Here is a 24,486-nt window from a genome sequence, read left to right on the forward strand (position 1 = left end):
CGTTTGAAATACTCGTTAATAAATATTGGAGTGATCCCGATGATTGAGTGCAGGCGTACTGCTTGCTAGCGAATTTATAATCAAAATTCGGTCGGATCTGAATCGGATCAACGCAGTAATTTTCGAGGCTTTACCTCGTTAGATTGTCCGGAGCTTCTCAGCTACTTCTGTCGGCGACTCGATACTGAAGTAGCGATACCCCAACCGCAGCAGCCGCTGCCGTTTCTCTTCGTCCTGCTGGGCGACGTGCTCTTTGTCGTGGTCCGGGCCGTCGACGAAAACTACGACCGGCTGTGGACGGGAGTCATCATCGTAGTAAAAGTCAGCTTGGACCACTGGCTCATCGCCGTCATAGATCGTCTCCTGTGCACGATCCGGTAGCGGGTAGCCTTCGTCTCGGATCGCCGCCAGAACCTTCCGTTCCAGTTCGGATTCACAGGCCTGTTGTAGGGCCCCAAAGCGATCTTCGTCACCACCATCAGTGAGTGGCACTAGCGTCATGTCGCTCGCACCATACAGCCAGGGCATGACGAGTTCCCGATCGAACAGGGGGTGCTCCCGCTGATTGTAGAACGACATCAAACACTCGTAACAGGCTCGCTCACACCCATCAGGATCGTTCGCGTGTAGGACGTCGAGGGACTCCCGGATTGAGCGTGCGAATCGATCCTTTTCAGGGTTAGTCAATTCATGCAGGGCACCGGCCCCACCCTCGCTGGTTTCGTGCATGACGATGGTCATCGCCCGCTCTGATTCTGGAGCGGGCTTGATGAATGTCGCGAGCTCTTCCTCATCGAGGTCAAACTCGACGAGTACCCCCTGATAGAGTGTTTCCTTGAGGGTTCGGAAGAATGACTCTGCCTGATCATTATCAATGTCGCCAGGGAGGGGCGTAGTCAGAGTAACCGTATCGTGATTTCCATCCGTGTACAACTCAATTCCCTCACGAATCGCCTCCATATCGGCGTTTGCGTAGCACTTCCCGTCGACGTGTTCTTCGATTTGATGATGACTTGTGAGCCAGCGCTTACACTCGGTACATAGGGCAAATCCTTGGAGTTCGTCATCGTCGCGGCCTCTGATGCCACTATTAACTGTGACGATCCGTGCATTTGGCTCGTAGGTTACCTGGGCTGAGACGCCATCGCCGTCGAGCTCGTAGATATGGGGCTGCCGCTGTTCGTAGTAGCGAGAGATCTCATATCCTTCGCGGCGGCGCTCTTCGTCATCACTGGTGATGTTCTCCTCTGGTTGGGCGCGCATATCCGGCAACGCCATCGTACTCGGGTTGGTGTGAATACCGCTGAATGACTCACCACAGGTAGGGCACCCGGCGGCCTCCTGGGCGTCGTCGCCCATCAGAATCGTCTCACAGGCCGGACAGACGATTTTGTGCCGGGTGACAGGCTCGGAGTCGCGGGTCTTCGGGCGGGCGTATTTGATGCCGTGGCGCTCGCCACGATAGTAGACGCTATTTCCAGGGGCGAACTCACGAATGGCCCGGGTCTCGTCGCGCTGGATATCGTCCTCCATTGTAGTGAATCCGAGCGTACAACTCGATCGTGGGAATCCGTAATTGGGAAGGAAGCCCTGTGAGCGGAGATACTGGTAGGAGTAGAATCGACGGCCACCATCTCGCATATCTTCGAGTCGGCGCTCGATCGCATCGCGCTCGCGGCGTTCAAGATACTCACCACTCTGGGCCTCGAGTTTCTTATTCAGTCGGCGGAGTTCACGCGTAAGACGTGTGTATTCGATGCGCCAGGCCTCGAAGGCGTCATCGAGGGCGTCAACGAATCCGTCAACCTGAGACTCGATGAACTCGTCGGTAAACCACTCCTGGTAGTCCTCGCGTTCTCGTTCTCGCGCAAAGGAACTCTTAACGGCCGCAATGATCTCGCCCCGATGGGACCGGACTGCCTCCCTGAGGTCCTTTCGGTAGCTCTCGATGATCTCGTAGTCACCGTTGGACTCGATATCTAGGATCTGCTTGATCTTCCCATAGAACTTGAAGTCGATAACCTCGAGGACGAGTGCGTTGATGTGGGCCTCGATCAGATCACGGTTGTTGAGCAGGAACGTCGGTGGCGATATCTCCCCAGCGATGATCCGCTGTGGTCGCTGATAGAAATACTGGTCATGGGATGCGCGCCCGAACCCGCTGCCACAGAACGTCGTCACCAGCGAGGGTTGGTCCTGTCGACCGGCTCGGCCCGACCGCTGGGCGTAGTTGCTCGGGTTCGGTGGGACGTTGCGCATGAACACGTTTGAGAGATCACCGATGTCGATCCCGAGTTCCATTGTGGGCGTACAGACGATTGTATTGAGGTCGTCTCCCTCGCGGAACCGAGTCTCGAGCTCTTTGCGGATATCACCCTCAATCTGGCCACTGTGTTCCGCTGCGAAGATGTCGACCGCTCGGTCGAAGGACTTCGTGTATAGGTCGTGGAAGTAGGAATCCTGCAGATCAGTGTCTTCGGGCGTGACGTTGCCACAGCTACTGTTCAGACACATCTTCAGGTTCTTCCGAGTGACGACCGTCTTGCATTTTGGACAGACGGAGACATCGCTCGCGTCGTGCGCCACCAGCCGGACGAAACTCGGATTAAGCATATACGCCTGTCGCCCCCGATAGACGTTATCTTCGACTAAAAGTGGGAGTTTGTCGGGGTCCTTCAGGAGATCACGGACCGCTTCGACGATCTCGATGGCGCGATCGACATCGACGTCAAATGCGCGTGTGGTCCATTTAACGTGACGAGACCGGCGGTTGGTGAAGCGATGAATTTGTTGGGTGTTACTAGTGTTGGCGGTGTCGCTGAATCCCTCGGGGAAGCGGAAGTACTGCTGCTTGTGGAACATTGCTTCATCATCGAGGGTGTTGATCGTGTTCCGACGGAAATCCCCGAAGTTGGTGAAGATCTCGTGATTAATCGCCCCCGTGCGACGGAACAGGTCGAGATAGCCTTTGCAATACTCATGTCGAACCGCTGGATCTGCATCGGCAAGCTCAGGAATGTCCTCCCACTGCTCGTCTAGTTCGGCGAGTTGATCGAGGTTTTCGTACTCGACATCGAGCAAACCGACATCTTCGAGGCTCTGTTGTCCACGCTGTTGGCTCTTCTGCAGCTCCAAGAGGACGTGGAACTGCAGATACTCACTGAAGCGGGCCTTTTCGTCATCTGGGACCCCGAACATCGTCGTCTGGAGGGCGTCGGGAAGTACGTCCTGTTCGTCGAGCACGTCGAAGGTCCGATTTCCGATATTCGAGAGACTAATTCTATCACTACCGGTGAGAGCGTTGTACAGCGCACGTCGGAACTTAACTCGCTGGTAGAGGTTATTGACGTGGGCTGCCTGCAAGGCAGTGTCCTGCCGGTTGTCGCTGAAGGCGATCGTCTTCTGTTGGTCATCGGGGAGCTCCTGCATCGTCGATCCGATCAGGACGTCTGTCGCTGTCGACCGTCCGACCGTACCGAACTTGAACAGCTTCGAGAGCTCCATTGCCCGTCCCAATCGGGTGTGGCTCACCCCGCAGTTGCCACAGAAGAGGAACTCCGCTTGGCTCCACATTACCTCGAGGCCTTGACTCGCAAAGCAGCCACACGCCAGTTGGCCGCTCTCCCGGTGGCCGTCAGTCAGTCGGTTGTGTTCGGGACAGTACGTGGCCGGTTCTGGGACAGCATCTTCCCAAGTATCTCGGAGCTGGCCTTGGTCGTTGAACCAGTCGGCAGGTAGTGAGACTTCCTCGCGGTCCCAGTTGCCCCGCATAATGTAACCAGCAGTTTCACCATCGTCGACGCTGAGGTCGTCGACTTCTCGTTGTGTGAGATGACCTTCTTTGGACCGTGTTACCGTATAGTATTCCTGACCACAGGCCCGACAGAACGTCAGCGGGAACGCCTTGCGGCTACGGTCATACTCGTCGGCACAGTGTCGGCACTCGATGTCACCCGCGTCGCTGAGGTGTGGATTATCTTCATCGAATGCTTCTGGTGTGAGACAGGCAACGAGCCCAGAACCCTGTGAGAAGAACGAGTGTAATTTTGGAACGAAGATTGGCTGTTGTTCGCCTTGAACTTCCGTCGTCGCGACGGTACCGGCCAGCAGCGCTGCTTGAAGTTCCCGTTGTGCTTCGGCAGCGCTTACATCGGGGCGGTACTCATCCTGATAGTGTTCGACGAGAGTCAGTTCTTCGGCGGTATCGAGGTCGCCAGAGGGTTGGATCTGCTGGCTTTCGGCGCTCAGTTGCTCATCAAGGAATGAAACCGTGGGGTGGCTGAGAAGTACCTCGCCCAGTGCAGCCGCTGATTCCGTCTCCTCCCTGTGGAGAGAGCGGGCAGTGAGTCGCTCCGCGAGTTTCGTCGCTTCGTCGGCCGTACCGTCGAACCGGCGGATATCGTCTTCGGTGACTTCGACGGTATCAGGGAGGGATTCGCCACCGGTGAAGTGAATCGGGTAGTAAGTCTCTTCGATGACTCTTTCTGGTGGGACTTCAGAACCGAAGATTCGACCGGAGAACTCGGCAATCTCTTCTTCAGCTTCTCGGCCTTCCTCGTTTTGGACCGTAGCGGATGTCCCGATGCAGGTAAGCGAGTCGCCAGCATCCGTGTGTTCTCGGAGCCGGCGGATCAATGCGGCGACGTCGGCACCCTGATGGCCGGTGTAGGTGTGAATCTCGTCTAGAACGAGATACTCGAGTGCGCCAGCATGCTCTGGCGGGAAGAGGTCTTTGTCCTCGTGACGGGTGAGGATATAGTCAAGCATGACGTAGTTCGTCATCAGGATGTCCGGCGGGTCATCCTGCATCTCTTCGCGGGAGATCACTTCGCAGTCGTAAGGCTCCTTTCGGCCGAATTGCTGGAGGAATTCTGCCTCACTATCGGGGTTCGAGGGCGTGTCGCCCGTATAGAGGCCGAGTCGAAGTCCTGATTCGTCCAGACGCTCAGCAAACTCCTCGTACTGGGAGTTCGCCAGCGCGTTCATCGGGTAGACGATCACTGCCTTGACGCCCTCTTCGCCGCGGGCTTTGGCGTCGAGGCAATGGGAAACGATCGGAATCCCGAAGGCGAAGCTCTTCCCGGAGCCTGTCCCCGTCGAGACGATCGTGTTGCCCTCTTCGATTGCGTCGATCGCTTGGGACTGGTGTTTGTACGGCTCGATCGGATTGCCGTCATCGTCGTCGAAGACACTGAGAACGCCAGGGTGGAGACGTTCGTCTTCGACGAATTCGGTAAGAGGACGTCCGTACTCGAAACGCTGATTCAGTTCGACGAAGGGTTCCTTCCAAAGGACTTTGCCGTCCTGAATACGCGAATCTATCCAGGACTCGATGGTCTCATCTTCGACGTTTTGGAACGTTTCGACGTAGTTTCGGTATGAATCCTGAACCGTGTCCAATGAATCGAAGGGGTTAAGGGATGAGGACATTTGACTGTATTAATTCGATATGTCTCTGCTAATACTCTCTACTTCTGAGAGAATTTCCTCAATATCAGGGAATAAGTCTGTCGTCTTAATTCCCTGTATCATCACCGTACCGCTGTTGAATATCGTGCATGTGCATTCCACGTCTTCAACCCTCAATATAATGGCAGGAAATTGTTCCGGTTCGTACTCTACGTTATGTCCCTGTTCCTGGAGGAATTCAAAGAGATCTTCCAGCGAGGAATATAAGTCAATGTTTGCTCTCGCAGCAATGTTAATCGTAGAAGGAGATTCTACAACTATAGAACTTATCCCACTCTGGGAGAGTCGTTCTCTTAATCTATTGAGTATTTCATCCGCCTCTTCCGTTGATTTGCATCCGAAGAGTTGTATCATTCGCTCTTTATTGTCACCGATGATGTTCAGCTTGATATTTGAATTCGGGACAGAATATGATAGACCGCTTGTGTTTGGTGAAAACATTTCGAGCTGTCTCAAACTCAGTGTGTCCACTCTGATGGTGGCCTGATGCACCATAGACTGGACCACGATGTTCATACCATACTCATACGATCAAATTTGTCCAGAGCTTTCTCCATCGAGTGGTACCGCCCCAACTCGTTGATCTCTCTTTCCTTGAGGATATCAAACTCTTCCATAATGAAGGAGAATTCGTTCTTGCTTATCCCATAAATCTTTGCGACTATTGCCTCTATGGTGGCTCTATTCTCAAATCTCTCATCTTCATTCCACTCATATACCGAATCACTGAAGTCAAATTCCTCTCCGAAGGCATTGAGGGAGTGTGATGTCCAAATCAGAGGCACCACATTTTCTACAAGTAATTGATATGCCGATTTTGACTTGCCATCTATTTTGATAGTCGACTTTTTCAATACTTCCGGCGTGGGCATTGGTAATTGCTTTACAACGTACTTCGTTACATTTGCACCACTCAATGACGAGCGCAATGCAAAGTCAAATACGAAACTAGTAAATATCGACGTGAATACGGCTGCATGCTCGTGAGTTGGGTCATCGGGATCAAAGGTCAAAACCGGTACGCTATGTCCATGCGGTTCTTGCGGAGTTATCGTTCCAATCGTTGTCCGGAAGTCGGTGTGTGATCTAGCTACGTTACGGAACGCAAATACCCATCCCTGATCATGGTCTAGGTAGCTAGTTTCCTCTTTGAAGTCTTTCTCTTGAACCCAATATCGAGGTAATACTTCCTTTTTTGGGTCTTTCTTTTCGGTTCCAGACAGCTTGTACGTCTCAGCTTTCCGACCGTACTTAGTTTCCTCACTTACGTTTTCAAATGTTCCAAACCGGTGGTCCAGCTGACTAATAAACTTCCCTTCATATAATGGTCTGTATATTGTCTCGTCACCCACAAACCGGTTCCGGTCGTCTAACTCAAGTCCTTGTTCGCGAAGAGACACTATTGTATTGTCTGCAAACAAATCATCATCATTCGACATATGGAACATCGTGTGGTATTCTATATCCCAGGTGTTCCGGCCACTGTCTTCGTCTATTAGAATTGGGTGGGATCGATAAATCTGCATAGCGATATCCCGCGTTCTTTCATCTTTGAAGGTTGGACACGTCAATGTATTTGGATTGACTGTTTTGAAGTCCTCTGACGTTAGTCGGAAGTGTCCTTTGCCTGAACGGAGCTCTTCAACAGTTTGATTATGGAAGGAGAAGTCACCGACTGCTTCCAATTGAACTCCACAAATTGTGAGTAGACAGAATCGTTCGTTCTTTTCCACATCCTCGAAGAAACCGTCTGTGTTTTCAAAGTCATAGAGCCTATCAATGCGCCCTTTGGAAGCATATTCTCCAAACAGGTGACGTGTATGGTAGTCCGTCGCGATCCCAGTTTTGACAAGCAGTCCACTTCGTCCTTTGGTGCTAGAGAGGTAATCCGCACCTAGTTCAGTAAAGATGGGGTAGGTGTTCAGATCGCCGACTGCTGAGAGATTGAATCTCCCCGAGTTCCTGAGGAAGGAGGTCATATTATCCGCTCGCTCCGTTGCATCTTGCCATGCTTTGTATAGCTCCGGCTCCGACTCAGATAGCTCCTTAATCAGCTTGTTTCGTTTTGTCGTCGACTCCTCGGTGGCAATTTCATTATTCCTTCCCAAGAACCACTCCCGCTGTGATATCTTCGGTTTTTCCCAAGGTGGATTGCCGATAATACAGTCAAAACCACGATCCCCTGTCAAGAAAACAGACGGGAACTCTAGTTCCCAATGGAAGAATTTCTCCTGGGCGGCAATTTCACTAGAGTACTCTCTGAGGGCACTAAGTTCATCACTGTCCGGATTCCGTTGTAGCTTTTCTAGCGAAGAGGGGGTTGGATATTCTGGAATAGACCCGTCCATAGGCCAATAGAACGCTGCTGCCCAGGTATCATATAACAATTTCTTATTTTGGAACCAATCAGTTTCCCGAATCTCATTGAATTGTTCTTGTTTCTGTTCCACCCCTGCAGCGGTGGATTCTGCCATCTTATCTAGCTCTTCTGCCAAGTCAATGATCGAATCTCCCGCTGCCGAAAACCCACTTAAGGAACGATCATTCTCCCCCCTATTTCTATCCTTATTCTCATTTCGCACTCGCTTACGAACCTCGTTCCCGTCATGCCAGTCGCGTCCACCTGAGGTATCATAAGCATCGACAGGGAAATCTCCTTCAAACATCTCTTCATTCACTCCTATCAATGCATTGCCACACCGGATATGATGATCGAGAAAGTTGAGAGGCTTATCTCTTACAGCAGAGTTGATCCAGAGGCTGACTTTGGCCAGTTCGACGGCCATCGGATTGAGATCGACCCCATAAATACAGTGCTGAAGAACATCCCTGCGTGCCTCTCGTATCTCCTCTGACGGTGGATATTCATCGCCGGTGCGAATCGTAGCGAGCCGGTCTGCTAGCGCATTGTTAGCTGCTACTAAAAACGCGGCGCTACCACATGCCGGATCACACACATCGAGGTTTAGAAGTGCGTGCTCTTTCTCTTCGGGAGAGGTTGCTTCTTTTAGGCGTTCATCTAGGACCGGTAGCAATGTTCCCTCAATAAGCTCGTTTACTAGCCCCGGATCGGTATAGTAACTCCCTGTTTCTTTCCTCTCCGTGCTAACAGAGGAAAGATAAAATTCTCCTTGCTGAACCTGTTTGCCATCCTCGTTCGTGAAGGGCGCTTCCGCCACTTCTGGCTGGAATTCGAGTAGACTCTCGTATACCGATCCAATCTCCTCGACTCCTAGGTCTGCATATGAAATCCGCTGGGGGACACCCTCTCTATGGACGATTGTCAGTAGCTCGACCGCTTCCAATAGCGCGTCATTAGTGCAAACTTGTTCGTCCAGAAATGAGAATTCTTCATCGTCGAATAGCACTCCGTTGTAACACGGAACATTCAGCTCTTTGTTACCTTTCTCAACCAGGTCGAAGGTTGCTTCCAACCCTCGCCATAAGTCCGTGTTGTGGTCCGTGCTTTTCCGCCGAGTTGTGGCACGCTCTCGGAGACGAGAGATGGAGTATTCCTCCGAATAGAGCGTGTCCCGTCCAGCAAGCATGCCACGCTGTTCGGCATATAGCAAGAAGAGTAGTCGGTATACGACGAAGAGCAGATCTTCATAATATTTCTCCTGGGCCTGGGTGCTATCCAGTTTCCCGCGAAGATCGTCACTGGACTCGATAAATCCATTGCCGAGAACTTCGATGGCGTCTATAACGTTCTGCTGCAGGTCCTGGCCAATTTTGACCCCACTTGCGATAGCGACTTGGTATAGCTGTTCCAGCAAAATTCCTTCCTGTTCACCACCTCTCCTAGACTCAAAGCGAGAGACATGGCAGAGGCGATAGAGTGCTCTAAAGTCACCATAGTTCCGATTGGTGAAGATATTTTCGAGGTCAAATTCGATGTACCCTCGGGTGTATGTGTGGTAATACGTCCGGAGGAGCCGAAGTTTCAAGCCATCGGTGACCAATCCCCACTCCGTATCTGCGGCATTCAAATACCGCTGCAGCTCATCATGCGGACTTCGTCCGCTTGCACGAGTCCCATCGTGGTTCCCACTGTCTAGAGGCTCGTCTTTGTCGGGACGAACGAGATGCGTTACTGGGGGGTGGTTATCATCCCGGGTGCGACCTAGTTGCGAAGATGGACTCCAACCTAGGTGAGATAGATTCGCTTCAATTCCATCCGCACTCAGGTTCTGTTGCTGATAAACCGGGTCGAACCCGAGGGTCTCTAATAGAGGGAGAATCCACTCTTTGCGGGCCTCAGTCGTATCGAGCGAATAGACCTCATTGCTGCCTGAAATCGAATCCCATTGCTCCTTGAGGTTTTCCCAAGCCTGGCTAATCTCTGTTTCCAGTTCCGTAGCTGATGACGGGCCTTCACCATCGTATGAGAATGTATTCGGCTGGACGGCATCTTCGCTTGTCCGTTCTTTGCGAAGCTTCCGAATTAGCTGATCGGTAAGGATACCTCCACTTGTTTCGATAAAGCTCGTTTCGTCCCTGATCCGCTGTAGTTGCTGGCTCATTTCTGAATCACCTCGGTCGCTGTCGTGATGTCGTCTTCCATTGTTTCGAATCGTCCCTTAATCTCATCGAGCGTTCGATAGTGGCTGTACTTCTCGAGTTCCTCATCCCGGATCTGTTCGAAAGAGTCAAACAGCCGCTCGAAGTCATCGGCGTCGATGCCGTCGACATGCGCCATGAGGGCCTCCAGTTCGGAGGTACTCAGTTTAACGGCGTCTTCGCTGCAGCCTTCCTCTCTGAGCTTATAGATGAGCTGCTCGGTCAGCAGGCCGACGCTGGTTTCGATGAAACTCGTCTCTCTCTGTTGAGGCCGTCCCGCAGTGGATTCCGTACTCATTGTGAAGGGTAGTTGAGTCCGATCGTCAGCAGGTCTCGACTCGCCACAGAGAGGTTATCGATACCGGTCATCGACTCTCCATAGCCGGCCTCTTGAAGCGACTCACGCATCTCTCTCCGTTCGGCTTCGATCTCGCTGCGCCGCTGATCAGCTTGGTCACGAATAGCATCCTCGAGTGAGTCGTGATTGACAGCTTGCTCGAGGTCTCGCCGCCACTCCTCTTCAGTCCGGTTCGCAGCGGTACTCTCGGCGTCTTGGAGTGTCTCTAGTTCCTCAGCGGAGAGGGGCTTGTCGCCGTATAGCGGGAGTCCCAACTGGACGAGTTCCTCCATGACGGTGGGTTCGTCTCCTGTATGGGCGAAATAACGGATTTTGTACGTGTACACTGCCGTCGGCGCGTCGACGGCGTCGGTTCCACGCATCGCGGTGCGGCCGTACCGATCATCGCTAGTGAGGGCGACCTCTTTGACCGACTCGATCAGGCGCTGGACGAGTGGGTGGGCGATGTCCAGCATCTCGGCGTCATCGTCTTCCGCTGCTCGGTTGGGTTCAAAGGTCACTCGTTCGTAGTGATCTTCGACGTCTCGACCCCGGAGTTCGTCTGTGGTGATCTCGATCTCGTAGGTGCCGTCGGCGTTCATGGAGCGATCGCAGTCGAACAAATCAAGTCCGCTGTTGACGAACTCCTTGAGGGCATCAGGTCCGCCCAGCATTTTCTGTGTCTTGTCCCGCCGCTCCTTGACCTCCGAGAGGTCGACCTCTGTGTGGTTGTAGAAGGACTCGTCTTTGATCCGATCAAGGAGCTCGTCGTCGAACGCGCTCTCCTCAACGACATCCTGCCCATCGTCAGTGAAGTCCTGGAGCGTGTACTGGGGCATGATGTGCTGGATTTCGTCGTCGTCCAGCAACTGAAGGACCCCTTCATCGTCGCCGAGATACGGCGGCGAGAATCCGTACTCGCTCCGGATCTCCTGGGCCTTCTTGATCAACTTGGTAAGGACGGTCCGGTCCATCGGATCGTTGACAACCATTGTCCGGATATAGACGGTCTCCGCCTTCTGGCCGTAGCGGTCAACACGACCGTTGCGCTGTTCCAGCCGGTTCGGATTCCACGGGAGTTCGTAGTGGATGACCTGGTTTGCGGCGTATTGGAGGTTCATCCCCTCGCTGATAACATCTGTTGCAATGAGCACGCCACGCTCGGCATCGGCGAACTCCTGAAACCGTTCGTTACGTTCGGCCTCGCCAAGTTCGCCGTAGAGCGTATGGACGCTGACCCGATCGCCGAACTCGTCACGGACGTGTTCTTCGAGGTACTCCAGTGTGTCCACGTATTTCGTGAAGATGATCGTCCCGCCGCTGTTGAATCGGGCCGGGAGGGTCTGGTCGAGCAGCTGCTGGAGTTTGCTGTCACGGGTTTTCGTGATGCGTTCGGCTGCCTCGAGGGTTTCCTCGAGTGTTTCCAGCTCGATTTCAATCGCATGTCGGTCTCCAGTGACGACCCGTTCGACACGTTCCCCAAGTTCAGTTTCAGAGTATTCCTCACCAGGGTCACTGTCCAATGCGTTCGCCTGGGCCATCTCTTCGGAGATTCCAGCAGTCTCCTCAATCACATCGTCATCGGACTCGAGTTCATTGAGACGATCGGTGAGCTTGTCCTTCCGGTTGCGTAGCGACCGGCGCAGTGCTTCGGGACTTGAAAGGGCTCGCTTGAGGAAGTGGATGACGGTCCACTGGGCGAGTGTGCGGTTATCGGAGTGCTTGGCTGCTTCGACCAGTGCATCCCCGTAGTCTCGGACAGCGTCGTATGTGGTCGTCTCGTAGTCGGTTGGGTCTACATCGACCGTTTGCTGATCACGGTCCGGGAACGGGTTTTCGTCGTCGTCACCGAACCACTCTTCAACGTCTTCCCGTCGCCGCTGGACGACGTGGCGCTTTGCGATCTCGCGGTTGATCTGTGGGTCATGCAGGTCCCCTGAGACGATGTCTGGGTTGACCATATTCAGCAGGCTCGCGTAGCTGTCGGTGTACCCGTTATGCGGCGTCGCGGTCAGCAGGAGAGCATGCGTTGACGCGTCCGTGATATCTTGGGCGAACTCCCACCGCTGTTTCGAGGGGCTCACAGTCGCGGACACCGTGTGCGGACGGGCCGCCTGGTGGGCTTCGTCGATGATAACCATGTCCCAGTCCTGGCTCAGGATCTGGTTCCGGATGTGAGACTGCTTAGCGTAGTCGATCGAGACGATATGCTTCGAGTAGTAATCCCAGACACTGGTTCCCGGCGGAACATCTTTTTCCATTGCTTTCCGACTCCGGCGGTCGGTGATCTGGGCGTTGATGTGGAAGAAATGTTCAAAGGTCTCTCGCCACTGGTCACGTAGGTTCGCCGGTGTGACGATCAGGATGCGGTCGGCCCGATTCCGTGCCAGCAACTCGCTGGTGATCAGCCCTGCTTCGATCGTCTTCCCAAGCCCAACGTCGTCAGCCAGTAGCAGGCGTACCTCGGGCATGTCTAGGGCCATGACGACCGGTGTCAGCTGGTACTCGGTGGGAATCACTCGCGAGCGCTGGAGGCTCATCAGTGGAGCTGTCCCATGCAGCATCGACAGCCGGTTAGACTGAATTAGGAGATCCTGGAACTGCGGGTTCCCCATGCGGTCGATACCCGGTGCGGGTAGGCTGCCCTTCTCGATATTTTCAATGGGGGCGTAGAAACGGTGGGTCGTGGTCGGGCCGTCAAGTGCCGTCGCAGCGACTACCTGCCCGTCGACGCCGTCGACACGCCAGAGACGATTCCGGTTCCGGATGACCTCGCCCGGCAGGAGATTGCTCGTGTCCACACTCATACTGTGTCACGCTCAGCAGTGGTGAGAGAATTCTGGAGCATCTGTGGGATTAGAGGGAAATGTAAACGCAAGTACTTATAAATTGTCCTGTTCCTACACGATAACCTGGAGACGGGATCGTGGGTAATCGTCTAGTCAGCAGAGGTGAATTTATAAGCCTTGACACCACCTCTGTATGCAATGGCGCCTGGTATCGTCCTCGCTTCTGCGACTAGTCCGACAGAACAGGCCGTTTTTGACGAACTCGTCTATCAGGGTGTCGAACGCGCTCGACTCAGTTCGTATCGCCCCCCGGGAAACGATCAAATCGTTCACTCGTGGCCGCTGCCACTCGCCGATCATGTTGATACATCTGGCCTCACTGCCGGTGATTACGTTCTCTTCTATCGCGGTCGTAATCGTTACAGCTGGGCGGCCAAAGTCAAAACAGTCGAGAACGATACCAACGAGATCGGCGATGTTCTCACAGGACTCGTTTCTAATCAAGGATCAGAGAAAATCAAGCCCAGTGACGAGTTTAGCGATGCTGTTCTGTTCCTAGATATTCCAGTCCCGATCGAACTCGAGAGCTACCGGTTGCATGATCTCCTCGGAATCGACCAAGAGGCACTGACGCGAACTGTTATTCCGAATGACGACGCTGTCAAAAACCTTCGAGACGAGTTCGGCTCCCTCGAAGAGATGATCCGGACCACTCGAGAGACTCCCTCGGTTTTCATCGAGGTCACATCAGTCAATGATAAACCGTACAAAAAGCCAAACGGGGAGTTCCCCCTGGGATCGGCAGTGTTCTCTCGTAGTGAGGATTCTGACGGTCGCCAGATCTATGAAACCCTTCGTGATCCAGAAGTAGGAGACCTCGTTCTCCATGTCCGAAAAGACAGCCGGGAGCTTGCTGGGGTGTCGACAGTCGCGTCGACGCTACAGGAGGACTTCGAGGGCCCGCCGGATGATTCTTGGCCACAGGAAGTGCGTGGCGAGGGGTATTTCCGCCCGCTTGGGAACTACGACCCCTTTGATGACCCTCCGGACATCGATCAAGACCTGCTTCAGAACGCAGATTACCGCGATCGACTCCAACGGATCTACGACTCGACTGAGAACCTCTTCTACGATAGGAATTTCGAGCTCGCACACGGCGCCTATTTCACTGAATCCCCGCTTGAGTTTCTGTATCTCTGTATCGCGGAGCAGCCAGCACTCGTAGATCTCGCCGAAGAGCGGTATTGGTCGATCCCGCAGCCGGACGCAGTCGAGCGGTACGACACAGTGACGGATGCAGTCGTCGACGTGAGAACGAAGTTGCCGTTTGATGAACGAGACCGGAACTGGTTTCTCGACGCCTTCACCGAGGTCGTTGTCCAGGGCTTTACGGATACTCTCTCTATGGTCGAACCCGATGCCGTGTTAACGGAACGTGAAGCTGCATATATCTCGATGATCAAAGACGTATACGAGAGTCGTGCAGATGAATTCGAACAGGCGGCTGATCGGCTCGGTATCGGTCGTACCAAACAAGTGTCTCCGTCAGAGACGCTGTTTTTCGTTCTGTTTCGGGGACTGCAGTCACATGTCGGCTTGTCTCCAAACATGGACCAGGTAAAGACAAAGGTGATTATTAACGACGAGTACGACGTCGAAATTCCGACACCGAAGTTCGATCCGGACGACAAGACTGAGCCACTGACGGATCGGCCAATGCCCGACCGGGGGGAGGATATCGCACGCCAGCTCATCGACGTCGGGCAAATGGTGTTTTATGGGCCGCCCGGAACTGGGAAAACGTATACTGCAGAGCAGTTCGCTCGCTGGTGGCTGAATCAACAACCCCACGTCGATCCTACGACAGGCCAGCTCGAGACGGTGACGTTCCATCCTTCGTTTACCTACGAGGACTTCATCGAAGGCCTGAGCGTCGACACAACCGAGGAAGGGCAGGTACGGTATGACGAACAGCCCGGTGTTTTCCTTGAGTTCGCGGAACGGGCTCGCCAAGCCTACTACGCGTCTGAGGATTCTGAGCCGGCGCCCCGGTACGTCATGATCATCGACGAGATCAACCGCGGGAATCTCGCCCAGATCTTCGGTGAGATGATCACCGCCTTAGAGGTAGACAAACGGCTTGACGGTAAGAACGAGGTCGCGATTTCGCTGGCTCACTCTGGGAATTCGTTCTCGATTCCGCCGAACCTCTACCTGATCGGGACGATGAACACCGCCGACCGATCGATCGCACTCGTTGATGCCGCCTTGCGGCGTCGCTTCCGGTTTCTGTCGTTCCCCCCGAATCTCGACAATGGCCGGGAAGCCAACGGCTTCGACAGTTGGGGCGCCGTCGAGGACGCTGCACGGACGACGGGCGATAATCGACTGATCGCCCAGTCACTAATTGCGGTTAAGATGCTGAATGATCGAATTCGCGATCAGCCTGATCTCGGTCGGGGCAAGCAGATCGGTCATTCATTCTTTTACGGGCTGTCGGACAATCAGGACGTCGTCGACATGTGGCGGTTCGAAATCCTACCCCTGCTCGAAGAGTACTTTTTCGGACAGTACGAGCGGATTCGTGATGCCCTGTTCTCCGGCAATGGCGAGCAGTTGTTCGACTGGAAGCACCAGCAGATCAAAGCGTTCGACGCCGCTGCCCTGGAGTCGGAACTGGGTTCGTTCGTCAGGGAATACGTCGAGGATACGGAGGCTGAATAGCGGTCCCATGTCGATCCCTGTTCCGCGCGACGAGACCGAGATCGCCGCCGATATTGAGCTCGGAGAGTACGAGGAATCCGATCCAATCGAGCTGGGCGAGCAGGCCGCGCGGATGCTGACCCATGATGTCAACGGAGGGTCAGATCGAGATGGAGATCGTATCAAGCTGTGGTATACCCGGGATGGAAAAGCAGTCCTCAAAGCGACCCAGTACGTCGGCATCGTCTCACTTCCGGATGGTCCAGTTATCCAGGTTCGTCCGAAAGCTGCGGGAACGAACCTGTTGTATTTGCTCCAGTATGCACAGGATACGACGCCGACGACCTTTGCGTCAGAGACGCCATTCCAGCGAGGACCAACGTTTCTCGACGCGTTTGGGGCGTTGTTCGAGGCCGAACTCCGGGACGTATTAAATCGGGGTCTGCGGACCGATTATCGGCGTGTTGATAATACAGAATCCCATCTTCGTGGACAGTTGAACGTCCAGCAGCAGCTCCAGCGGCATCCTCCAACCCCGACGAAGTTCGAGTGTACTTACGACGAACTCACGCACGACACAACAGCCAATCAGGCCATTCTTTACGCGACGTCGGTGTTGCTCGGGATCGTATCCGATCAATCGATCACTCAGGCTCTTCGACAGCACCAACAATTGCTTCGGCGACGAGTTGAACTGATACCCGTCACGAGTGCCGAGCTCGATGGAATTCAATTAACGCGGCTTTCTGAACACTATGAGGATATCCTCCGGTTATCTCGGTTGGTGATCAAGAATGCGTTTGTCTCGGAGTTGACTACTGGGAGTAGCACGTCCTTCTCGTTGCTGGTAAACATGAATACCGTATTCGAAAACGCTATCGAGCGAGCTGTCACCACCGTTGCGGAGCAGCGGGGATGGACGGTCAAACCGCAGGAGAAGACCCAATCCCTGTTGACTCGCGGCAAGCACAATGTGACGCTTAAACCCGACGTGACCATCTATGAAGGTGAACGGCCGCTTATCGTCGGTGATGCAAAATGGAAGACCGACACGCCCTCAAATAGTGATTACTACCAGCTCACGTCATACATGCTAGGGCGAGATACTCCGGGAATACTGTTCTACCCCAATTGTGACGGGAAGAATACGACGACAGCAGAGGTCGCTAGGCAGTTCCCGCTCGAAATCGTTGAATTGCCGACGGCCGCTGCCGTCGACGGATTCGACGAGTTCGTTGAGCAGTTCGAGGATGCTGTTGGAATGGCAATTGATTCTATCCTTGAATATTAGGCGAGCAGTCCGCCTGTCGACTTTTTCGTGCAGTTCCCCTGGCCGATCAGCTTGTAGTACTAGCTGATGGTGAAATCGCCGAGGACGATACCTAATCACCGATAGTCTAACGACAATTGGGACCACGGTGGCACCTCAAGGGACGTGGCGACTCGCACTTCGCGAGCTGAAACCGGAGTACATCGGGCTGCTTGTCGATGCAATCGACTACCTGCACATACACAACGACAACTACGACTTACAGTTTGGTGGTGCGCGCAACTTCGGTGCGGATATAGTCGATACACACGTCATCAACCTGCTCTATACGGATAAGGATCTGTCGCGGGTACAATCGCGCGCAAAAGTTCACGAGCGCCATGGAGGAGAAAGACGAGCGCTTGGAAGCAGAGTACCGCCAGGATCACGAGCATGGCCCAAGTTTGGTTCGAAGATAACAACTAGACTGCCACGGAGTCACAGAACAGGTCTGGAATTTCGGATCTGGTTTTGAACTCAAAAACAGATCGGTAATCGAAAAGAATATCTGACAAAGATTTATACATTACTGGTTCAGAATGTGTTATGTATGTCTTCGAATAACCCTGAGCGGTCCCCCCATAATTCTCCGAAGGACTGTGAACGCGCAAATACCGTCTTTTTCGACTATGACTACATAATGCAAGGTGGTAAGATTGCAGTTCTCGGAGAATGTTCTGAATGTGGACGAAAGTTCGAACGTGTCTGGCTTTACAGTCACGATCAGTGTTATGAACCAGAGAATCAAGAAGTAGTGATTTCCCCACAACCATATTAATAGAATATCGAGGTGTCAAGAAACAATGACAAATCCAAAATATATTGCTCGGTTTGATGAGGAAGTAACTATCGAGACAGAAGACGGTCCAACGACCGCGAAGAGAGTCGCATTTTGGTCATATGGGTATAGTGAAGACGGTGACCTTCTCGAAGTAAACACCGGATCTGGCGAGATGTGGATTCCAACTAAACACGTACTCGAAATCACAAATCTTTACGAAGAAGCCGAATAGTTCGTTTCAACAAAATCATCTCAATATCACGACTGAATTGCGTCTCTGGTTTCAGTCGTGATGCTCGCAGATACCAGCTATCTGGTGAGTAAACGAGTATAGTGTAACCAACTATCGCAGAGAGAGTCACTGTGGGATAATCGGTAGTTCCCATCGGCCCCTGTTCGGTCAAATTCTTGGCTGTACAGTCAATTTTATCATACTTTACCTGAGATTACAGTCCGATGGGGTGTTGTACCGATGGCGACCTCTCGCATGATTCGGCGCGGGAAGCATGTTCACGGGCGATCCACGACGCTATCAAGACAGCGCTGAAAGACGATGTCTTCGGCGTTCTCGTTGACGCCCTTCCGACACTCGGCAAGTCACGCACGGTCGCTACCATCGCCGATGACCTCTCACATTTGTCTGCCGAGGAGGAAGTGGATATTACCGTCCTTACCTACCGGAAAGAGACACGAAATCAGATAGAAGAGTGGGCCGAACAAGCTGGACTGGATTCTCATCAACTTCCGATATTTGACGACGACTGTCCAACCGCGGACGGCGCGTTCGGCGAGGATTGGGAGGACCGCGTTCACGACTTTCGCGACCGAGGTATCCCTCCAGGGCGACTCCACGCCGATCCAACGTACAACCTCCCCTGCTCGGAGGATCAGACATGTCCCTACGTGGAGGGGTGGGAAGAGTGCCGGAAACACCGGGTACTCGTGGGTCACCCTACTCACGCATACGTTCCGGAGGTGATCCGTGACCGGATCGTGGTCTTCGACGAGGACCCCGGCGAAGCATTCCGAACGGACTTCGATGCCAACGATATTCATCGGATCATCAGCGAGTATCTCTCCGATACGGACGAGATAACGTGGGAGACTGACGAAGGTGAGAAGCCGGTTGAATCAGTGGACCAGCTCAAGAGTTTCCGCACGTTTGGACCGAAAGAGCAGGTAGAAGAGACGATAGAGAATCTCCGTACAGCAGAACTGTTCGGCGATCCCACGCTTGTCGGACGTATAGGCGGGCACGGACTTGCGCGCACAGTTACACTATCTGTACTGGAGACGGAGCGTCAGGAAATGGGGAGCGGGGCCGAACGAATCGAACTCCCCGACGGGGCGGTCGCAGTCTACGACAGCGTAGACGGACGGCTATACGTCAGACGCCCACCCGACCTTTCGACAGCGGCGGCCGTTATCGGTCTCGATGGCACCCCGATAGATCGTATCTGGGAAGGTCGTCTCGGATGTCCAGCAGACCAGCGCCTTCGACACGAACGAGTCCTCTGCGACGACTGCCGAAGCCGATATCTTCGCGACGTGCTCGGCTATCGCGTCTACCAAACTACCACGCATGTCAAACCGTACGCTAGTGGGAGAAACGTCCACTCCGAGAAGGATCTCGCGCTGATCAAGGCCGTTTACCGGGAGACGGGGCAGGAACCAGCGGTCATCACCACGCAGGCTGCGGAACGGGTACTCTCTCAAGAATGGACTCACGTTCAGGAGTCGGCCCATTACGGCAATATCAAGGGAACGAACCGATTCGAGGGAGATGCGGTCCGAATTGGTATGGTAATCGGGAGTCAACACCCGGGCGACCACGAGATCAAGCGCCTCGCAGCGTTGAATGGAGACACCCTTGACCTGCCCGAGAAGAGACGAGACCGGGGAAAGAATCTAACCTACGCCGTCGAATCTCGTCCTGACGAAGCCGAAGATCCCTATCTCACCCACTTTCGCGAACACCAGGTCGTCCAGGGGATTTTCCGGTTCGGACGTCGTGACGGAGCAACCGTGTTCGTCCACACGGGGGCTGTTCCCGACTGGATTCTCACCGAAGGCCCGCTCGACTCTGAGAACGAGGTGTTCCGACGAGTTCGGAGCGCGGGCGAACGCGAGGTTATCGACGTACTAGAGCAAGGTGATGCTCTCACGGCAAAAGAAGTTGTTGAGCGCGTCGACATCGCCAAGCGAACGGTTTACGATCGGCTCGAGGACCTCCGTGACGACGGACTGGTAGAGAAACTCGACGAGAATCGACCCTATCGGTGGCGCCTCACCGACACCAACCCCGATCAGGGTCACGTTATCGACGACCGCTGGTATGTCGACCTCCCTGGCAAGCAGGCCTCGTCGGCTGACTGATTGCTCTTCCTCTTGCGGCGGGACGTACTAGACTTCATACGTCCGACTGCAAATTGCGACTCTCCGAATGCGCCGATTCGAGAGTCGTCCCGCCGCCGCCCGGCGGGAACGCGCCGGCCATGGTGGGGGCGAGCGCGTGACCCGCCGAGATGAGCAGCCACGGTGCGTAGCAGCACAGAACGACGTCGAGTCCTCGACGGTCGCGCGCTCGGAGAACAAAATGTCAACTCCCAATTCCAACAATTCTGAATCACATCAGCCGAACAGCTCCAAAGAGAAGCCCCACACCGACACGCCACACGTGCCTGAGCCTACACAGGAGTACCTCGGCGAGCGCCAGGCAATGCTCTACGAGAAGCAGCGTGAGCGCTTCATTGAGTGGCTCGCGACCGAGGACGCTTGCGAGGGCGACGGGACGCTCTCTGAGCAGAGTCGGTCGAACTACGCTAGCCGGTTGGACCAGATCCACCGCTGGGTCTGGCGGCACGAGACCGATGGGTTTGTCTCCACGCTCACGACCGACCACGCTGACGCGTTCGTCGAGGCACTTGATGAGGACAAATTCACGAAACGTACCGGAGAACCATACGCTGCTGACAGCAAGAAGAAGTTCGTGAACGCACTCAAAAAGCTGTTCCAGTGGCAGTCCGACGGTGAGGACGAACCGTGGGAACCGGAAACCAAGTTCTCGCAGAATGAGTACGACCAATTCGACCCCCTCACCCGCGAGGAGCGCGGTCGGCTCCGCGAGGCTGCCACGACCTTCGGTAGCATGCCGGTCTACAACGATCTCTCTCCAGAAGAACGGAGCCGTAAAAAAGCATTGCTCGCGCAGCGGCTCGGCAAGCCCAAGGACGAGGTCACCATGGACGATTGGAAGCGCCAGAACCAGACGTGGAAGTTCGCGTCCCTCGTGATGGTCGCACTCGACGCCGGACTTCGCCCTTGCGAAGTCGAGCGTGCGCGGACATCTTGGTACCAGCCGGGTGCCAAGATCCTCTCCATTCCCAAGGAAGACGCCGCGAAGAACCGGAAATACTGGGAGGTCGCGTTACGAGACGAAACTACTGACGCGCTCGACCTCTGGCTCGACGAGCGGGACGCCTGTCCGAAATACGATGATACAGATAAACTCTGGCTCAATCGGAAGAGCAACCCGTACAACTCGAAGACGCTGAATCATTTGTTCCGGCAGCTCTTGGAGGAAGCGGGGATTGACGACACGAACCGGAAGCTTACGTGGTACTCTATTCGCCACTCACTCGGTACTTATATGACCCAGGAGGGGGACCTCGAGCAGGCACGGGAGCAGATGCGTCATAAGTCGGCCGAATCCACCCAGCGCTACGTCCACGCCCCACCCGAAACTCGTCGGAACACCCTCGATCGGATGGAGTAACCCGACAGACTACTATCTAAAAAAGCACCTATGAAGATACGCACGAATCCTAACGAACCAGATCACTCCTCAAACGATCAGTATTACAAATCTCGGACAGTGGAGGGCGATAACTAATGACGTCCAGAGTGCTGGCCAATTCCGAGATCAAACTATGTATCGGCTGTGACCGTTCCGTCGTCGATGAAGATACTGTAATTTTGTACCAGTGCTGGGATAACCGCGAAACGGATCTCCAGTCGGGATATCTGTGTGCGGACTGCCGACAGCATATTGAAGCTATTCTCGGGCGCGGGCCTGTTCGCGAGTGTGACAGTCTTGACTGTGCTAATCCGTTTCCCGAGTCGGGTCGGGTTGACGTGAGAGAGTACGACGACGACGGATACCTCCAAGATATCTCGAGCATTTGTCGCGACTGTCTGCGCAGAAGGTACTGCAGTAACAACTGACGGAGGGTCCAAGGCGGACACCCGTCCTGCCCTATAATCTACCCTTGGGACAATGACTTTTGGGGACAGGAGGGGATGAACACTCTTCCAGTCCTCGTTCCGTCGACAGTCGTAGGGAGGAAAATGAGACGGAGCCTACGTACTCGTTTCAGACTCGTCCAGTTGGCGTTCGATCGATGCGACTCGACGGGCGATATCGCTTAGATCTGGTTCACTTCCAGATATAGGTGGAACTGGCGGGTCGAACGCCCGTGCACGATTTGCTGCAACGGGGATCGTACGCTCGTCGAGATTGACTATTTCAGCAATTTCAGCATGGGACATTCCGGCGTCACGCATCCGCCGAATGACGTCATCTCGCGCGAAACGGGCCGCCCGCTCAGGGTCGTCGGGTAGTTGACCTCGGGCCGGTTCCTCTACCCGGTCTGCGAGATCCCACTGACCGTCGACGTCACGGGCGACCACGTTCGCAGCGGCGAGTGCATACAAGCGACGCCGCGCGTGGACACAACTGATGCAGGCTTCATCGGCGATTTCCCCAGTTGACGCTGGACCGACGGACTCGATCGAGTCGAGAATCTTATAGTCCGCAGGCGTAGTCGAGAGGTCGTACTCGTCGAGATTAGTTTGGACTTGGTCCGGGTCCGTTCGGCTACTGTGGTGGTGATGGTGACACTCATCGCAAAGCGTCAGGATATTCGACGGTTCGTTCGATCCTCCTTCGAGCGGGGAGCGCCGGTGATGGAGGTGAAGGGTCGTTTCACCACCTGCTCGTTCGCCGAGATTCCCGCAGAGTTGGCATTCATGGTTGTCGCGCTCGAGCACGACTCGCCGAGTTTGTGGGGGGATCTGGTCCCGTTGGTGTTCGCTCATAAAGACCACCTCGAAGACAATTCGATCGATTTGCCTGGCAAGTCATCGGCAGAATCGCCTAAGTCGATACTGTTCGTCTGGAGAATACCACGGGTGCGGGAACACTCGTAGTGCTTGGGTTTGTTCTTGTGCATGCTTCCTCCTTGGAAGCGCGGGTCGGCGCACCAACCGCCGATCCACTACCCGGAATTCTTGGAAGTTGTACCGCGCTTCGCAGTGTATTGGCCTAGAATTAATCACTTAAATACCGACTACAGTTAAGATTGTTAGACCGATCCTGTATAACGCTATGAACTAATTCTCCTAAGACAAGAGTTAGTCTAACGTAAGTGGCTGTCACTTGCCTCAACGACAGCAACAGGATATTCATTTTCATCTATATTGATCGATGACTCGCACGTCTTGTTAAATCAGGGCATCTGGCTGTCGACTATCACCCATCGATAAGTAAGTTATCGGCCGCAATCGTTCCACGACGTCCTCTGGAATCTCCTCGTTATCGACCCACTCATCTTTCGTGAATTGCGTGTCAACGACAGCGTAGCCCCTTGTCCCGCCTCCGGGAGCAAATGTTTCTTTGATTGGGCCAATACTTCTGGCTCGATGAGGGTCGTCATAGCACTTCTTGGCTCGATTTAAGCAGGTTATCCGACGTCCCCATCTCGGAGGCTCTCAATGTTTTCTCTGACAGTTTGCTGTTCGACGGCAATGTCTCGAGGACTCGGTAGGTTCCCAGCTGAACCAAAGCGTGCACATGCTGGGCATACCTGCAACGTCACACCCAGTTCAATCTGCCAGAAATCAAGTTCTCCGCCAAACTGTTGCTGACAAACGTCACAAACCTCGGAACTATTCAATGGTTCTTCAAACGAAAACTCGTCAAGCGTGGTCGCGAGGAATTCATATCGGTCGTATGCCTTCTCGTACTCTTCTAACGCGATGTCGTACTTCGAGTCGTGGAACGCCTGATCGCCTGCGGCAGCGTGTTCTCGAGCTTTGGTTACGATTTCACGAACCTTTTGGCGAGTATCAGACAGGTCGAGGCTCTGTTGGCGAACCCGGACTCTACGTAAGTGCTGGTCAATTTTCTCTACCTGATCAGACTCTAAATTTGCTGCGACTTTTCGAGCCTCAGATAGCGCTTCGACGCCGTCTTCGTACTCTTGTGCGGCTTCGTCTGGAGCACCAGCAAAGTGTTTGTCGTCACCAGCATCGATGGTGTTCTCCGCCCGATCAACGAGCTCGTCGATCACTTGGTCTTGTGCGGCAGTCTCGAGATCGTCAATGGTCCCCAGTACGGCTCAACGTTTGTCTTCGAGAGGGGCAACATCGGTCGAAAACGATTCTGCACGCTGAAAGTGGGAGAGTTCCTTATATTCCCAATGACGCCAGCAGAATGACAAGCGAGTCCGTACGTAAGGCAGGTGAAATCCTGCTTCAG

Annotated in this window: 12 protein-coding genes; 5 read left to right on the forward strand and 7 right to left on the reverse strand. The window is 54.1% G+C overall.

Going from position 1 to position 24,486, the window contains the following annotated elements; genetic code table 11:
- Positions 1 to 138 precede the first annotated feature (138 nt).
- The 5 genes from BLR35_RS10550 to BLR35_RS10570 are packed head-to-tail and all read right to left on the reverse strand — an operon-like array spanning position 139 to position 13,173.
- Positions 139 to 5,430 carry a DEAD/DEAH box helicase gene (locus BLR35_RS10550; protein WP_090381443.1) on the reverse strand — a complete coding sequence of 1,764 codons (5,292 nt, stop codon included), beginning with the start codon at positions 5,428 to 5,430 and terminating at the stop codon, positions 139 to 141.
- A 9-nt stretch (positions 5,431 to 5,439) separates the two neighbouring features.
- On the reverse strand, positions 5,440 to 5,964 hold the full coding sequence (locus BLR35_RS10555; RefSeq protein WP_170831012.1) for a TBP family protein: 525 nt from the start codon (positions 5,962 to 5,964) through the stop codon (positions 5,440 to 5,442).
- A 17-nt stretch (positions 5,965 to 5,981) separates the two neighbouring features.
- Positions 5,982 to 9,992, reverse strand: a complete 4,011-nt coding sequence (locus BLR35_RS10560; protein ID WP_090381448.1) for an Eco57I restriction-modification methylase domain-containing protein — start codon at positions 9,990 to 9,992, stop codon at positions 5,982 to 5,984.
- The gene (locus tag BLR35_RS10565) at positions 9,989 to 10,327 is read right to left on the reverse strand and encodes a hypothetical protein (RefSeq protein WP_090381452.1); all 339 of its coding nucleotides are present in this window, start codon (positions 10,325 to 10,327) and stop codon (positions 9,989 to 9,991) included. Before BLR35_RS10565 ends, BLR35_RS10560 begins: the two co-directional genes overlap by 4 nt.
- Positions 10,324 to 13,173: a helicase-related protein gene (locus BLR35_RS10570; protein WP_090381454.1), complete on the reverse strand. Its 2,850-nt coding sequence runs from the start codon at positions 13,171 to 13,173 to the stop codon at positions 10,324 to 10,326. The genes BLR35_RS10565 and BLR35_RS10570 overlap by 4 nt, the downstream gene beginning before the upstream one ends.
- A gap of 180 nt (positions 13,174 to 13,353) precedes the next feature.
- Between BLR35_RS10570 and BLR35_RS10575 the strand changes: the two genes are divergently transcribed.
- The 5 genes from BLR35_RS10575 to BLR35_RS10595 all read left to right on the forward strand — a co-directional run bounded on the left by BLR35_RS10575 (position 13,354) and on the right by BLR35_RS10595 (position 21,723).
- Positions 13,354 to 15,879 carry an McrB family protein gene (locus BLR35_RS10575; protein WP_090381457.1) on the forward strand — a complete coding sequence of 842 codons (2,526 nt, stop codon included), beginning with the start codon at positions 13,354 to 13,356 and terminating at the stop codon, positions 15,877 to 15,879.
- A gap of 7 nt (positions 15,880 to 15,886) precedes the next feature.
- Positions 15,887 to 17,149 carry an McrC family protein gene (locus BLR35_RS10580; protein WP_090381459.1) on the forward strand — a complete coding sequence of 421 codons (1,263 nt, stop codon included), beginning with the start codon at positions 15,887 to 15,889 and terminating at the stop codon, positions 17,147 to 17,149.
- A gap of 821 nt (positions 17,150 to 17,970) precedes the next feature.
- Positions 17,971 to 18,180, forward strand: a complete 210-nt coding sequence (locus BLR35_RS20270; protein WP_139169271.1) for a hypothetical protein — start codon at positions 17,971 to 17,973, stop codon at positions 18,178 to 18,180.
- A 224-nt stretch (positions 18,181 to 18,404) separates the two neighbouring features.
- Positions 18,405 to 20,324 (forward strand): helix-turn-helix transcriptional regulator, encoded by a 1,920-nt coding sequence (locus tag BLR35_RS10590; protein ID WP_139169272.1) that lies wholly within the window; start codon positions 18,405 to 18,407, stop codon positions 20,322 to 20,324.
- A gap of 136 nt (positions 20,325 to 20,460) precedes the next feature.
- Entirely contained in the window at positions 20,461 to 21,723 is a 1,263-nt protein-coding gene (locus BLR35_RS10595) for a tyrosine-type recombinase/integrase (RefSeq protein WP_170831013.1), read from the forward strand.
- A gap of 584 nt (positions 21,724 to 22,307) precedes the next feature.
- Here the strand turns inward: BLR35_RS10595 and BLR35_RS21240 are convergent.
- Both BLR35_RS21240 and BLR35_RS10605 read right to left on the reverse strand, forming a co-directional pair.
- Entirely contained in the window at positions 22,308 to 23,045 is a 738-nt protein-coding gene (locus BLR35_RS21240; protein WP_090381469.1) for an HNH endonuclease, read from the reverse strand.
- 644 nt (positions 23,046 to 23,689) lie between these two features.
- Positions 23,690 to 24,298 carry a hypothetical protein gene (locus BLR35_RS10605; protein ID WP_090381472.1) on the reverse strand — a complete coding sequence of 203 codons (609 nt, stop codon included), beginning with the start codon at positions 24,296 to 24,298 and terminating at the stop codon, positions 23,690 to 23,692.
- Between the last annotated feature and the right edge of the window lie 188 nt (positions 24,299 to 24,486).

Source organism: Natronobacterium texcoconense, from assembly GCF_900104065.1.
Lineage (GTDB): Archaea > Halobacteriota > Halobacteria > Halobacteriales > Natrialbaceae > Natronobacterium > Natronobacterium texcoconense.

Coding starts and splice junctions, on each gene's coding strand:
- BLR35_RS10575 (WP_090381457.1), top strand. CDS start 13,354: ATGGCGCCTGGTATCGTCCTCGCTTCTGCGACTAGTCCGACAGAACAG.
- BLR35_RS10590 (WP_139169272.1), top strand. CDS start 18,405: ATGGGGTGTTGTACCGATGGCGACCTCTCGCATGATTCGGCGCGGGAA.
- BLR35_RS20270 (WP_139169271.1), top strand. CDS start 17,971: ATGACAAATCCAAAATATATTGCTCGGTTTGATGAGGAAGTAACTATC.
- BLR35_RS10565 (WP_090381452.1), bottom strand. CDS start 10,327: ATGAGTACGGAATCCACTGCGGGACGGCCTCAACAGAGAGAGACGAGT.
- BLR35_RS10560 (WP_090381448.1), bottom strand. CDS start 9,992: ATGAGCCAGCAACTACAGCGGATCAGGGACGAAACGAGCTTTATCGAA.
- BLR35_RS10555 (WP_170831012.1), bottom strand. CDS start 5,964: ATGGTGCATCAGGCCACCATCAGAGTGGACACACTGAGTTTGAGACAG.
- BLR35_RS10550 (WP_090381443.1), bottom strand. CDS start 5,430: ATGTCCTCATCCCTTAACCCCTTCGATTCATTGGACACGGTTCAGGAT.
- BLR35_RS21240 (WP_090381469.1), bottom strand. CDS start 23,045: ATGAGCGAACACCAACGGGACCAGATCCCCCCACAAACTCGGCGAGTC.
- BLR35_RS10580 (WP_090381459.1), top strand. CDS start 15,887: ATGTCGATCCCTGTTCCGCGCGACGAGACCGAGATCGCCGCCGATATT.
- BLR35_RS10570 (WP_090381454.1), bottom strand. CDS start 13,173: ATGAGTGTGGACACGAGCAATCTCCTGCCGGGCGAGGTCATCCGGAAC.